The sequence below is a fragment of the Nocardia sp. NPDC049737 genome (genome assembly GCF_040674755.1).
Taxonomy (GTDB): domain Bacteria; phylum Actinomycetota; class Actinomycetes; order Mycobacteriales; family Mycobacteriaceae; genus Nocardia.
In genome coordinates this window covers 208,040-220,051 of the sequence record NZ_JBFANH010000010.1, presented here as the reverse complement: position 1 = coordinate 220,051, position 12,012 = coordinate 208,040, and the positions used below count along the sequence as shown (strand labels likewise).

Genomic DNA, 12,012 nt, shown 5'->3' with positions numbered 1-12,012 from the left:
GGACAACAGTTCACCGTCTGAACGTCACAGGAGAACAACCATGTCGCGCAAAACCCTCAACACCGTCCTGGCCACCGCCGTCGTTCTGTTCACCTTCTACCTCGCGATCTCGTTCGTCCTGACCCCCGAGACCGCCGCCCAGGGCTTCGGCCTGCCGAACGTGCCCGACGGCGACGGCTTCCTCATCGTGAAAGGCAGCCGCGAACTCGCGATGGGCCTGGGCACGGGCGCCCTGCTGGTGACGGGCCAGCGCCGCGCTCTGGGCTGGATCCTGCTGATGACGGCCGTCGCCCCGTTCGGCGACATGGTCAACGTCCTGGCCCACCACGGCTCCATGGCCACCGCGTTCGGCGTCCATGGTCTGACCTCGGCGCTGATCGCGGTCACGGGCTTGCTGATCCTCCGCGAGACCAGCAAGGCGCGCAAGGCCCAGCAGGTCGCCGCCCCGGCGCCCGCGGCGCAGCCCGCCTGACGTCTGCACGCCCCCCGAACGACCGCACCATATTCCACGAACGAGGAATCGATGAAACAGCTCTACTGGGCAGCCGTCGCCTATACCGCACTGGGACTGCCGTCCGGCCTGTACTACCGCGAACTCACCAAGACCCACCAGTTCACCGGCAAGACCGAACTCGCCGTGGTCCACACTCACCTGCTGGCGTTGGGAACACTATTCTTCCTGATCGTTGTGGCGCTCGAACACCAACTCACCCTGTCGAGCACCCGCGCCTACCGCTGGTTCTTCGCCGTCTACAACACCGGTGTCCTCTGGGTAGTGTCGTGTATGACCATCATCGGCAGCCGGACCGTCCTCGGGTACGGCGAATACAAGCCGCTGTCGCACCTGGCCGGCGGCGGTCACATCCTGCTGACGATCGGATTCGTGCTGTTCTTCCTCGCCGTGCACCAGGCCATCACCGCGCGCCGCGAGGAGTTGGTTCCCTCCTGACCTCCGGTATCGCAAGTCCACCCGATATCACACGCACACTGCGTCGTTCGTCATTGCAGATGAGGTCGCCGGCTACTAGCCGACATGCACCACCCGTCCAGCGCCCCCGGACGGGTCGAGATGCTGGAGGCATACACCACGCTCGGATTCCTTGCCGCGCAAAGCAACCGGGTCCGGCTGGGCGCCATGAGGGCGGCGACAACATTCTCGCAAATGATCAGATACGAGAGTACTGCGACAGCACCTCAAGTCACCACGAAACCGCAGGCCACCATTCGCAAAACCCCTCTCGAAACTTCCCTGTTGTGCAAGGCAGTTCTGCGCGACTTCCTCCATGGAGCTGACGCCCGATCAGGCCGCCGCAGCGGTAGAACATCACCGCTGCCCCAACTGCGGGCCAAGGCCGAGCGGAAACCTGTCGATCCACCCGTCCGCCGCCATGCCCATGACCAAGTCAAACAGGCAACACTGTTCTTGGAATGGCTTGCAGGCCAAGGACTCACATCGCCACATGAACTCAATTCAGCATCGATTCCTGGCACGCCGAGCACGGCCCTCATCGGCGTGGTTGCCTTCGAACTTTTCTGTTGTGGTGCATGAACAGCAAGCTGACCCGGCGTTTTCCGCCTGCCCACCACAGAGTCGAATCGAAGACCACCGATGCCACCTCAGGAGCGCATCGAACTGCTCGGCCGCATCCTGACTGCCGCCGACCAGCCACTGCGTTCCCGCGCGGCGGCCATAATCGTGCTGCTCTACGCCCAGCCGCTGGCTCGCGTCGTCCGCCTCACTATCGACGACGTCATCAACGACTGCGAGCGAGTGCTCCTGCGACTCGGCGACCCTCCGTCTCCGGTCCCGGAACCCGTCACCGACATCCTGCTCGGTTGGATCGAAAGCCGCACCAACATGAATACCGCCGCCAATCGCGATTCACACTGGTTGTTCCCAGGTCGACGGGCCGGGCAACCGATGCATCCCGAGACGCTGGGCGGCCTACTGAAAGCACTTGGCGTCCTCAACGTTCCGGGCCGGACATCGGCCATGCGGCAGCACGTCCAGCAGATGCCCGCTCCCGTCGTCGCCGACGCGCTCGGCTATCACTACGTCACGACCACGAAACTTGCCGCCGAGGCTGCGGCGACCTGGAGTCGCTACGTCACCACACCCCGATTCCGGTCACCCACCGGCTGGACTCCTTCGACAACTCGCGATAGTTGAATAGGCGAGCTCACCAGTCCGGAACCCCGGCGGACACGGACATTCTCGGCGGGGCGAGACATATCGGTGCGGCGCCCACGACGGTGGATATGGTGACCGCCGCGGCACTTCCCAGTACCGCGGCACCGCGCTGCGCAAAGTCCTCGTCGTCGCGCCCGGACACGACCTCCTCATCGTGGGCGCCAGCGGCGGAGTTGGCAGTGCCGCAATACAATTGGGTGTCGCGACGGGCACACATGTGACGGCGGTGGCCAGCGCCGCGAACGCCGCGTTCTGCCGGAACCTCGGAGCCGAGCACACCTTCGACTACACCGATCCCGAGGCCCTCACCGGCGAATTCGACGCGATTCTCGACTGCCACGGCGGATCCCTCGCCACCTACCGCGGGCATGTCCGGCGCGGCGACAGAATCATGAGCATCGCGACCGCGGGCATACGCTACGCCCTCCGCAGCGCCCCGCTACCGGGTCCGCGGGTGCGTTGTGATGTCGGCGCGGTCCCGCCGCGATGACCTTGCGGCGCTGGCCGAGTACGTCGACTCGGGCGCCCTCCACCCGGTCATCGAGGCCCGATATCCGCTATCCGAGATCGCTGAGGTGCACCGCATCGTCGAAACCGGCCACGCCCGAGGAAAGCGGATCCTCACCATCAATTCCGAATAGGACTGGACGTCGGGGTCGGCACCCACGGGTGCCGACCCCGCCTAGCTCAGGAGCCGGTGAACTGTTCGCCGGAGATCGAGCGGGAGTGCTCGCCGTCGACGCCGACCGGGATGTCGCCCTCGAGGGTGGTGCGGTACAGCACGCGGGTGACATCGAGGTGGTTGAGGTCGCCGGGGGCCAAGTGGGCGGTGGCGCGGTTGTCCCAGAATGCCAGGCTGCCCTTTTCCCAGCGGAATCGGACGGTGTAGGCCGGGTTCGACAGTTCGTCGAACAGCAACTGGAGTACGGCATCGCTCTGGGCTGGGCTCAGACCAATGATGTGGGTGGTGAAGCCGGGATTGACGAAGAGCACCTTTTCGCCGGTCACCGGGTGCACGCGCACGACTGGATGCTCGGTGACCAGCGGCGCATCGGCGACCTTCTTGGCGTAGTCGCTTTCCTCGTTCCAAGCCGGACGGCTGCCGCCGAACCGGTGCACGGCCCGCAGGCCCTCGACGAACTTGCGCAGCGACTCGGGCAGGTTCGCGTAGGCCGCGGCGAGATTGGTCCAGCTGGTGTCCCCACCCCGCTCCGGTGCGATCTCGGCCCGCAGTAGTGAGGCGGCGGGCGGGTTGATCAGTGCGGAGACATCGGTGTGCCAGTGGTTGGTGTAGCTGAATTTCTTGACGCCGAAACGCTTTTCGTAGAGACGGCTGTCGACCGCCAGGATTTCGGGGAATTCGGTGGGCGCATCATCGTCGTAGGGGTGCGACGGCGTGACGGCGCCGAACCGCCGAGAGAAGGAGATGTGTTCGGCGTGGCCGATGTGCTGGTCGCGGAAGAACAGCACCTTGTATTCGTAGAGGGCCGCGCTGATGTCGGCGACCTCCTGATCGGTAAGCTCGGCCCGCAGGTCGACGCCCGCGACCTCGGCGCCGATATGTCCGGCGACCGGCGTGATCCGGAGGGTGGTGGTCGTGGGCTCGCTGACAGTGGTCATGGTCGTACTTTCTTCGGCGATGGTTGGGGTTGGTCGGCGGAGCAAGGGCGACAACCACTGCTGCCCATTCGCATGAAGTCGACGGCGCGCCGCCTGGTCAGCCGGGGACTCATGCGCCGAGTTCGGTTCGTACCTGGGCGAATTGGCTGTCCACCGGCGCCAACCCGTAATGTCCGCGCAGGGTCGTCGCGGTGTAGTCGGTGCGGAACAGGCCGCGCTCCTGCAGGATAGGGACCACCCGATCCACGAAGTCCTCGAGACCGCCCGGCAGGTACGGCGGCATGATGTTGAAGCCGTCGGCGGCGCCGTTCTCGAACCAGGACTGCAGTTCGTCGGCGATATCGGTGGGTGTGCCCGCGAAGGTGCGGTGTCCGCGCCCGCCACCCAACTTGCCGATGAGCTGACGCACCGTGAGGTTCTCGCGTTCCGCAAGCTCCTTGACCAGCGTGAATCTGCTCTTCCCGCCCTCGATTTCGCTCTCCGCGGGTAGCGGCGGCAGTGGTGCGTCGAGTGCGTGTTCGGTGAGATCGACACCGAGCAGCGCGGACAGTTGCCGCAGTGCGTAATCCGGGGAGATGAGGTCGGTGAATTCCTGCTCGAGGGCCAGTGCTTCCTCGCGGGTGTCGGCGATGAACGGCACCAGACCGGGCAGCACCTTCAGCTCATCGGCGGAGCGACCGTACTTCGGCAGCCGCGCCTTCAGATCCCGATAGAACGCCTGCCCCTCCGCCAGCGAGCGCTGTGCGGTGAATACTGCCTCGGCGTAGCGCGCGGCGAAATCCTTACCGCTCTCCGATGATCCCGCCTGCACCAGCAGCGGACGCCCCTGTGGGCTGCGCGGCGAATTCAGCGGGCCACGTACCCGGAACCGATCACTGGCGTAGTCGATGGTGTGCACTTTGTCCGGATCGGCGAAGATGCCTTCCTCCGGATCGAGCACGATCGCGGAGGACTCCCAGCTGTCCCAGAGCCGCACGGTGACATCTACGAACTCCTGTGCCCGTTCGTAGCGCCTGGCGTGTTCTGGAATCGCGTCGAAGCCGAAGTTGAAGGCCTCGTCCTCGTTACCCGAGGTGACGATATTCCAGCCTGCCCGACCGCTGCTGATGTGATCGAGTGAGGCGAATTTGCGCGCCAAGTTGAACGGTTCGTTGTAGGTGGTCGAAGCCGTCGCGATGAGCCCGACCCGTTCGGTCGCCGTGGCGATCGCGGCAAGCAAGGTGACCGGCTCGAATACGGCCAGGGTATTGCGCTTGATCCGCGGTCCGACCGCCAACCCGTCGGCGAAGAAGACCGAATCGAGTTTGCCGCGCTCGGCGATACGCCCGAGCTCCTGGAAATGTCGCACATCCAGTACTCGGCGCTCCTCGGTCCGGGGATGGCGCCAGGCCGCCTCGTGATGACCGACGCCCATCAGGAAAGCATTGAGATGGAATTGCTTGCGGGGTAACGACATCGGAATCCTTAACGAGAGGGCTCGGCGCGCCACCGGGACAGGCGGCGTTCGAGGGCGACGAGGAGGCCGTTGAAACTCAGCCCGAGCAGCGAGATGGCGATGATGCCCGCATACATATTCGGGATCTGGAAGTTCTGCTGGGCCGCGGTGATCAGATAGCCGAGTCCGGCACGGGCGCCGACCATTTCGGCGGCGATGAGCACCAGGATCGATGACGCCGCCGCCATTCGCACACCGGTGAAGATCGATGGCACCGCGGCGGGCAGGATCACCTTCTGGAACAGCCGAATCGGTGAAAAGCCCAATGAGACGGCGGATTTGATCAGCAAGGGGTCCACGGTTCGGACACCGGTGATGGTGTTCAACAGGATCGGGAAGAAGCTGGCGTACACCACGAGCGCGATCTTGGATGTCTCCCCGATGCCGAGAATGAGAATGAACACCGGCAACAGAGCCAAGGCCGCGGTGTTGCGGAACAGTTCGAGGATCGGGTTCAGGAAGTCGGCCACCGGCCTATACCAGGCGATGGCGACGCCGACCGGAATGGCCACCGCGAGCGCGAGCGAGAATCCGGTCGCCGACCGGGTCAGGCTGGTCGAGACGTGCTCCCACATCTGACCGGTCTCGACCAGATCCACGAAGGCCTGCGCGACGGTCGAAAACGGCGGCAGGAAGACTTCGTCCACCAGACCGAACCGCGGCGCGGCCTCCCATATCGCGACCAGCAGGCCGATGGCGAAGGTGGGCTTGAAGATTCGCCACGCCAGCAGCGCGACCGCCCGCAATACCCGCGATACATCGACTTTCCGCGTCGGCGCGACCTCGGCACGGCGGCGGACCACAACCGGCCGTGACTTCTCGACGACTTGCACTGCGCTAGACATTGACCGGCTTCCTCTCGATGCTCGTGGCCGACAGTGACTCGCGTTCGAGTCCCTGCGCCCGGGTGACTTCACTCTGTAACTGCGACCAGATCTGGTGGCGCGCCTCCCGGAAGGGTTCGCTGGAGCGCACATCGGCACCGGAATCCCGGTCGATATCGATATCGATTACGGCCTTGACCCGCCCCGGCCGCGAGGTCAGCACGGCGACTCGCTGGCCGAGGTAGACGGCCTCGTCGATGCCGTGGGTGATGAACAGAATCGTTTTGCCGGTGGCCCGCCATATCCGTAACAGCTCGTCCTGCAACGACTCCCGAGTCTGGGCATCGAGTGCGGCGAACGGCTCGTCCATCAGCAGCACCTCCGGATCGAAGGCGAGGCTGCGGGCGATGGCGACACGCTGTTTCATGCCGCCGGACAGCTCATGCGGATAGCGGTCGCCGAATCCGGCCAGACCCACCAGTTCCAGGTACTCGTCGGCGATCTTCCGGCGCGCCCGACGCCGGACCCCCTTCGCTTCTAAACCGAATTCGATATTGGCCCGGGCAGTACGCCACGGCAGTAGCGCGTACTGCTGGAAGACGATGCCACGGTCCAGCCCGGGCCCACTGATCGGCTTGCCGTCCAACAGGATTCGCCCGGCACTTGGCTTGCTGAGTCCGCCGAGCAGATCCAGCAGCGTCGACTTTCCGGAACCGCTCGGGCCCACGAGCACCAGGAACTCGCCATCGCGCAGTTCCAGCGAAATATCCTCGATCGCGGTGAACTCCTCGTTCGATCCACGGACCGGGAACTGTTTGCGCACTCCGGTGAGCGCGAGTTTCACCTGGCTCATTTCGCCGCGACCGCCTCTCCGGTCGGTCCGGTGGTCGCGCCGTAGGTTCCGTTGGCGTACGGGTTGTCCTTGTTGGTGTAGAGATCTTTCGCCGTCAGCTTTCCGGCGGGCACATCGCCGTTGCGGACCAGCCAATCGATCCAGATCTGCAGTTCCTTCTCCGCGATCACCGCACCGGGTACCGGCAGGCCTGGGCTGCGCCAGAATTTCAGCAGATCGGTGTTCTCATTGCGTCCACGCTTGTTGATGATCGAGGCGAAGCGCGCGACCACCTCGTCACGCGGGGTCACCTGCAGCCAGCGCGTCGCCCGTGCGGTCCCCTGGACGAAGTCCTTGACGGCCTCCGGGTTCTGGGCGATGTAGTCCTTGCGGAAAACATAAGTGCCGTAGTCGAATTGACCGAACAGGTCCTTATCGGTGTAAAGCGCGTGGATACCGCCGCGCCCGACCGCGCTCTCCCGGAAGACGCTGCCCAGTGCGCCGACATCGATCTGGCCCTTGCGCAGGGCGTCCTCGGTATTGGCCGGCGGCACCACGATCAGTTCGACCTGCTTGATCTCCTGGTCGGTCAGCCCCTGCTGGTGCAGCCATTCGCGGGTGATGAATTCATGGTGTGCGCCAAGGGTATTGATGCCCACCTTCTTGCCGATCAGATCCCGGGGCGATTTGATGCCCGAATCGTCACGGACGAAGTAACCGGTGAACGACTGTTCGTCCGCGCCGTACGAGCTGAGCACCGAGGTCACGGGCGCGCCACCCGCGGCCAATTTGACGACCGCGCCGTTGAAGGCGCTGCCGAACTCGATCTGACGGGTCGCGGCAGCCTGGATATTCGCCGGCCCGCTGGTGGTGTCACCCTCCCAGTGCAGCGCGATCTTGCTGAAGTAGCCGAGATCATCGGCCAGTTCGTAGGCCGAGACCTGGCCGGTCGATCCCTGGTAGCGCAGTACGGCCTTGCCGTCGGCATTGGTGCCCGGCTCGGATTTTCCGCAACCAGCGAGCACCGCCACCGCGGTGGGAATGGTGAGCACGGCGGCGATTGCACGGACGAACCGTGGTCTGGTTTTCTGGGACAGCGTCATGGCAGTTCTTTCACGGAATGCGCACTGCCGCAGCGCAATAGGCACGCCACAACGGCAGGTAAGCGCGGAGGATTACCTGATTCGACCAATGCGGCGCGCCCTATTTCGGCGACCGCGAACTCAGGCGCGACAGACTCCATGAGGCAGGCGCATGAAATCCACCGTGCGACGGCGGATCAGCGCAATGGATTCGATCATGTCAACGACCTTCGTGGATTCGGATAGAAGCGGCGACCCCGCGGCTTTGTGTCCATGGTGGGGTCGACTGTCATGGGGGGACAATGCCGATTTCACATTGTGAAAATCACCGTGAGTACAACTGCACCGGAGCATCGGTAATGGCAGCGGTGGACTGGAACAGTGGCCCGATCCGGCCCGCGATCTGCCGCATAGCAGGCACGATGCCGCGCACCAGCTCCTCGTTCAGTCGCGCCGAGCGGGCCTGGACGCCGAGCGCACCCCACACCTGCTTATCCGGACCGAGGACGGGCACCGCGACCGAGCGGACCGGATCTTCGCGCTCGATGATCGCTACGGCGAAACCGCTGCGCCGCACGCGATCCAGGTCAGTCGTCGCCAGCGGTGCGGGTCGTCGGTCGAGTCCGTCGACAACAGGTGCGAAGGCCAGCAGAGCCTGGCCGACGGCGCTGGAACGCAGCGGCTGACGGGCCTGCGGCAACTGGTTGGGGCAGAAGTACACCGGCGGCCGCGCCTGGAAGACGGTTACCGCGTCGCGGTCGTCGGCGATGCTGAGGCTGACGGTGATCTTGATGCCTGCGGCCAGCGCGTAGAGGTGCGGCGCGGCCGCGTCGATGCCCAATCGCGACAGCGCGGGCCGGGCCAGCGAGGCGAGCCCGTGTCCGATGCGATAGCGATCGGTCGCCGGATCCTGCTCCAGCAACCGGCCCCGCACCAAGGCCTGAGCCAGCCGATATGTCGTACTGACCGGTAGTCCGGCCCGATGCGCCAATTCGCTCACCGACAGCTCGGGATCGTCGCCCTCGAAGCAGTTCAGTACGTGAATCGCACGGTCGACCGCTTGGGCACCCGAACGGGGTTGATCGGCGGCAGTCATTGTTCCTCCTGATATTTCTACCGATCGGGATGTGGCCAGAACTATCGCCGGATGATCCGAGCGCGGCAATGGTTCTGCGCCCACTGCGCCGATTCCTCGCGCGGGAATGACCGCAGCGTCAAAATCGTGCTGATTCGAAGGGTTTCGCGATCCGTAGACCGCTCACAGAATTGAATTCCCGCGCTGACCCCGCATTCCGCCGACGATTGCCGATTTCGCAATCCCGACGTATCAGGAGCAGACGCATGAGTGACCTCTGGCAGACCAGCACCGATGTATTGGTGATCGGCGGCGGTCCGGCCGCCGCATGGGCGGCCATCCACGCCCGGGAAGCCGGCGCCGAGGTGATCCTGGTAGACAAGGGCTACTGCGGAACCAGCGGCGCGACAGCACCTTCCGGCACCGGCGTCTGGTACGTCGCCCCGGAGGCGACCGCCCGTGCCAATGCCAAGGCCAGCCGGGAGGCGCTCGGCGGCCATCTCGCCGATCACTATTGGATGGATCGGGTCCTCGATCAGACCTACACCAACATGAATCGGCTTGCCGTCGAAGGCAAGTACCCGTTCCCGACCGACCCGGCGACCGGCGAGCAGCTGCGCACGGGGGTACAGGGGCCGGAGTACATGCGCCGGATGCGCGCGTGGGTCAAGCGGCTCGGCGTCCGGATCCTCGACCATTCACCGGCTCTCGAATTGCTCGTCGACGATGCGGGCACGGTTCGCGGTGCGGCCGGATTCCAGCGTCAGCTCGATCGCGACTACCGTATCTCGGCGGGCGCGGTGGTGCTGGCCAGTGGCGGGTGCGCATTCCTGTCGCGTGCGTTGGGCACCAACGTCGACACCGGTGACGGCGCACTGATGGCCGCCGAGGTGGGAGCGCGCTTCTCCGGCATGGAATTCTCCAACGCCTACGCGATCGTGCCGAAAGGTTCGACCATCACCAAGACCGCCTACTACGGCTACGCGACGTTCTTCCACGAGGACGGACAGGTGCTCGAGGGGGCGGGCTCCACGAAGGGGCGATCGGTGATCGCACGAACCCTGTTGTCGGAGAAGGTATTCGCCCAACTCGACCGCGCCGATGAGACGGTGCAGACGCAGATGCGGCTCGGCCAGCCCAATTTCTTCCTGCAGTTCGATCGGCGCGGTATCAACCCGTTCACCGACCGTTTCGAGGTCGATCTGCTCGCCGAGGGCACGGTGCGCGGCACCGGCGGTATCGATGTCGTGGATGACGACTGCGCGACCACGGTGCCCGGTCTGTTCGCGGCGGGCGATGCGGCGACCAGGGAACGCATCTGCGGTGGTTTCACCGGTGGCGGCAGCCACAATTCGGCATGGGCGATGTCGTCGGGGAGTTGGGCCGGCGCGGGTGCGGCACGGTTCGCGCTCGGCTCGTCTCGGCCTGATGCTGCCGCTCTGCGCGGTGCGGGACGAACCGGCTTGCGGCCCAGCGACTCCCCCACGCTCGATACCGCCGAGGTTGTCGAGGCCGCGCAGGCCGAGCTGATTCCGTTCCAGAAGAACTACCTGCGCCACGGCGAGCGACTGCGGCCTGCACTCGACTCGCTCGACACCCTCTGGGAGCGCGCCGGTAAGGAGCTCGGTGGCCGCACCGGTGACGATCGCGTCCGGGCCAGGCAGGCCGCCGCCATTACCGCGGTCGGTCGGCTCATGTACGAATCGACCCTGGCACGCACCGAGACTCGCGGCATGAGCAAGCGCGCCGACCATCCGGAACAGGATCCGGCGCAGCGCCACCACATTCTCTCCGGTGGCCTCGACGCCGTGTGGACCAAGACCGCCGAGGTCGCGTCATGATCGAAGTCGTACTCGCCGACGCCTGCATCGGCTGCGATAAATGTGTGGATGCCTGCCCGACCAACGTATTCGACCGCACCGAATCCGGAATCCCGGTCATCGCGCGGCAATCCGACTGCCAGACGTGCTTCATGTGCGAGGCGTACTGCCCCACCGACGCCCTCTACGTCGACCCCGAATCGACCCCCCTACCTCCCGGCAGCCCGGTCGCGCGGGATCAGATCGGCCGTTACCGCGAGAAGATCGGCTGGGGCAAGGGGCGCACCGCGGGCAGTCTGGTCGCCATCGGCCCCCGACTCCCGCACGGCGCGCCCCCGCCCCGCCTGCTGCATTAACCGCGATAGCCGAGTTGTTCGAGGAGACCATCGAGTTGGAGTTCGAACAACTCGGCACGGTCGGTAAAGGTGTCTGTGCCGTACTGATCGAAGACGTCGAAGGTTACCGCGCCGAACAGGCCCACCCACATGGTGATGCCGCGCGCGACGAGCCAGTCCGGTATGTCGTGGTCGAACACGGTCCTGATATCGGCGAAATCGGCAGCGAGGGCGGCAGATAGCGGGCGCTCCTTGGCTGGTGGGATAAGCAGATCATCGCGATAGGCGCGGGCGTAGAGGGTTTGCATGGTCGCGATCACCCGCGTGCCGGGAACGGCGGTCTGCTCAGCGGGGGCGTCGTAACCCGGCACCGGTGTGCCGAATAAGAGTCCGTAGCGGGCGGGCTCGGCCAGCGCCCAACCGCGGACGGTACGGCCGACGATGCGCAGGCCCTCGATCGGATCGTCGGGGGCATCGGCCAGCGCCGCATCGACCGCGTCGCCGAGCGCGTTGTAGCCGTCGATCACCAACAAGGTGAGCAGTTCATCACGGCTGCGCACGTATCGATACACCGCGGACGACACCACACCGAGATCGCGGGCGACCGCGCGCAGTGAGAGGGCGGCCGCGCCATCGGTGGCCAGGTGTTCGCGGCCGATCCGGACGATATCGTTCATGGTCTGGGCCCTCGCCCGGGCACGTGGTGTCGTCGCCATACCGATCACCATGCGCGCTTTA

Annotated in this window: 14 protein-coding genes and 1 pseudogene; 7 read left to right on the top strand and 8 right to left on the bottom strand. The window is 65.3% G+C overall.

From position 1 onward, the window contains the following. Nucleotides 1-40: 40 nt before the first annotated feature. The 3 genes from AB0J47_RS16190 to AB0J47_RS16180 all read left to right on the top strand — a co-directional run bounded on the left by AB0J47_RS16190 (nucleotide 41) and on the right by AB0J47_RS16180 (nucleotide 2,170). A complete protein-coding gene (locus AB0J47_RS16190) occupies nucleotides 41-472 on the top strand; it encodes a DUF4267 domain-containing protein (RefSeq protein WP_364346011.1) in 432 nt (143 codons plus the stop codon). Between the two features lie 51 nt (nucleotides 473-523). Then, a complete protein-coding gene (locus tag AB0J47_RS16185; RefSeq protein WP_364346009.1) occupies nucleotides 524-949 on the top strand; it encodes a DUF2871 domain-containing protein in 426 nt (141 codons plus the stop codon). Nucleotides 950-1,609: 660 nt separating this feature from the next. After that, nucleotides 1,610-2,170 carry a hypothetical protein gene (locus AB0J47_RS16180; protein ID WP_364346007.1) on the top strand — a complete coding sequence of 187 codons (561 nt, stop codon included), beginning with the start codon at nucleotides 1,610-1,612 and terminating at the stop codon, nucleotides 2,168-2,170. 10 nt (nucleotides 2,171-2,180) lie between these two features. Here the strand turns inward: AB0J47_RS16180 and AB0J47_RS16175 are convergent, their stop codons facing one another. Further along, nucleotides 2,181-2,531 (bottom strand): hypothetical protein, encoded by a 351-nt coding sequence (locus AB0J47_RS16175; RefSeq protein ID WP_364346109.1) that lies wholly within the window; start codon nucleotides 2,529-2,531, stop codon nucleotides 2,181-2,183. Between AB0J47_RS16175 and AB0J47_RS16170 the strand changes: the two genes are divergently transcribed. Both AB0J47_RS16170 and AB0J47_RS16165 read left to right on the top strand, forming a co-directional pair. Beyond that, nucleotides 2,418-2,681 (top strand): hypothetical protein, encoded by a 264-nt coding sequence (locus AB0J47_RS16170; protein WP_364346005.1) that lies wholly within the window; start codon nucleotides 2,418-2,420, stop codon nucleotides 2,679-2,681. The two genes, AB0J47_RS16175 and AB0J47_RS16170, sit on opposite strands and share 114 nt — an antisense overlap. Beyond that, nucleotides 2,644-2,832 (top strand): annotated as a pseudogene (locus tag AB0J47_RS16165) (zinc-binding dehydrogenase); the annotation flags it as partial. The gene AB0J47_RS16170 and the pseudogene AB0J47_RS16165, both read left to right, overlap by 38 nt. Before the next feature lie 46 nt (nucleotides 2,833-2,878). On the opposite strand, the gene AB0J47_RS16160 reads toward AB0J47_RS16165, so the two are convergent. From AB0J47_RS16160 to AB0J47_RS16135, 6 genes are all read right to left on the bottom strand, one after another. Beyond that, nucleotides 2,879-3,811, bottom strand: coding sequence for a TauD/TfdA family dioxygenase (locus AB0J47_RS16160; protein WP_364346003.1), 933 nt, complete (start codon nucleotides 3,809-3,811; stop codon nucleotides 2,879-2,881). A gap of 109 nt (nucleotides 3,812-3,920) precedes the next feature. Beyond that, nucleotides 3,921-5,267, bottom strand: a complete 1,347-nt coding sequence (locus AB0J47_RS16155; RefSeq protein WP_364346001.1) for an LLM class flavin-dependent oxidoreductase — start codon at nucleotides 5,265-5,267, stop codon at nucleotides 3,921-3,923. Between the two features lie 8 nt (nucleotides 5,268-5,275). After that, the gene (locus tag AB0J47_RS16150) at nucleotides 5,276-6,151 is read right to left on the bottom strand and encodes an ABC transporter permease (RefSeq protein ID WP_364345999.1); all 876 of its coding nucleotides are present in this window, start codon (nucleotides 6,149-6,151) and stop codon (nucleotides 5,276-5,278) included. Next, nucleotides 6,144-6,983 (bottom strand): ABC transporter ATP-binding protein, encoded by an 840-nt coding sequence (locus AB0J47_RS16145; protein WP_364345997.1) that lies wholly within the window; start codon nucleotides 6,981-6,983, stop codon nucleotides 6,144-6,146. Before AB0J47_RS16145 ends, AB0J47_RS16150 begins: the two co-directional genes overlap by 8 nt. Next, a complete protein-coding gene (locus AB0J47_RS16140; protein ID WP_364345995.1) occupies nucleotides 6,980-8,065 on the bottom strand; it encodes an ABC transporter substrate-binding protein in 1,086 nt (361 codons plus the stop codon). The genes AB0J47_RS16145 and AB0J47_RS16140 overlap by 4 nt, the downstream gene beginning before the upstream one ends. A gap of 304 nt (nucleotides 8,066-8,369) precedes the next feature. After that, on the bottom strand, nucleotides 8,370-9,140 hold the full coding sequence (locus tag AB0J47_RS16135) for an IclR family transcriptional regulator (protein ID WP_364345993.1): 771 nt from the start codon (nucleotides 9,138-9,140) through the stop codon (nucleotides 8,370-8,372). A gap of 245 nt (nucleotides 9,141-9,385) precedes the next feature. Between AB0J47_RS16135 and AB0J47_RS16130 the strand changes: the two genes are divergently transcribed. Both AB0J47_RS16130 and AB0J47_RS16125 read left to right on the top strand, forming a co-directional pair. Next, entirely contained in the window at nucleotides 9,386-10,960 is a 1,575-nt protein-coding gene (locus AB0J47_RS16130) for an FAD-binding protein (RefSeq protein WP_364345991.1), read from the top strand. Next, a complete protein-coding gene (locus AB0J47_RS16125; RefSeq protein ID WP_364345989.1) occupies nucleotides 10,957-11,295 on the top strand; it encodes a ferredoxin family protein in 339 nt (112 codons plus the stop codon). The genes AB0J47_RS16130 and AB0J47_RS16125 overlap by 4 nt, the downstream gene beginning before the upstream one ends. On the opposite strand, the gene AB0J47_RS16120 is transcribed toward AB0J47_RS16125, so the two are convergent. After that, nucleotides 11,292-11,990, bottom strand: a complete 699-nt coding sequence (locus tag AB0J47_RS16120; protein WP_364345987.1) for a WHG domain-containing protein — start codon at nucleotides 11,988-11,990, stop codon at nucleotides 11,292-11,294. The two genes, AB0J47_RS16125 and AB0J47_RS16120, sit on opposite strands and share 4 nt — an antisense overlap. Nucleotides 11,991-12,012: the final 22 nt, after the last annotated feature.

Excerpts from the sequence above, each read along its gene's own strand:
- AB0J47_RS16125 (WP_364345989.1), top strand. The coding sequence starts at position 10,957 with ATGATCGAAGTCGTACTCGCCGACGCCTGCATCGGCTGCGATAAATGT.
- AB0J47_RS16180 (WP_364346007.1), top strand. The coding sequence starts at position 1,610 with ATGCCACCTCAGGAGCGCATCGAACTGCTCGGCCGCATCCTGACTGCC.
- AB0J47_RS16150 (WP_364345999.1), bottom strand. The coding sequence starts at position 6,151 with ATGTCTAGCGCAGTGCAAGTCGTCGAGAAGTCACGGCCGGTTGTGGTC.
- AB0J47_RS16160 (WP_364346003.1), bottom strand. The coding sequence starts at position 3,811 with ATGACCACTGTCAGCGAGCCCACGACCACCACCCTCCGGATCACGCCG.
- AB0J47_RS16190 (WP_364346011.1), top strand. The coding sequence starts at position 41 with ATGTCGCGCAAAACCCTCAACACCGTCCTGGCCACCGCCGTCGTTCTG.
- AB0J47_RS16145 (WP_364345997.1), bottom strand. The coding sequence starts at position 6,983 with ATGAGCCAGGTGAAACTCGCGCTCACCGGAGTGCGCAAACAGTTCCCG.
- AB0J47_RS16135 (WP_364345993.1), bottom strand. The coding sequence starts at position 9,140 with ATGACTGCCGCCGATCAACCCCGTTCGGGTGCCCAAGCGGTCGACCGT.
- AB0J47_RS16185 (WP_364346009.1), top strand. The coding sequence starts at position 524 with ATGAAACAGCTCTACTGGGCAGCCGTCGCCTATACCGCACTGGGACTG.
- AB0J47_RS16140 (WP_364345995.1), bottom strand. The coding sequence starts at position 8,065 with ATGACGCTGTCCCAGAAAACCAGACCACGGTTCGTCCGTGCAATCGCC.
- AB0J47_RS16120 (WP_364345987.1), bottom strand. The coding sequence starts at position 11,990 with ATGGCGACGACACCACGTGCCCGGGCGAGGGCCCAGACCATGAACGAT.
- AB0J47_RS16130 (WP_364345991.1), top strand. The coding sequence starts at position 9,386 with ATGAGTGACCTCTGGCAGACCAGCACCGATGTATTGGTGATCGGCGGC.
- AB0J47_RS16155 (WP_364346001.1), bottom strand. The coding sequence starts at position 5,267 with ATGTCGTTACCCCGCAAGCAATTCCATCTCAATGCTTTCCTGATGGGC.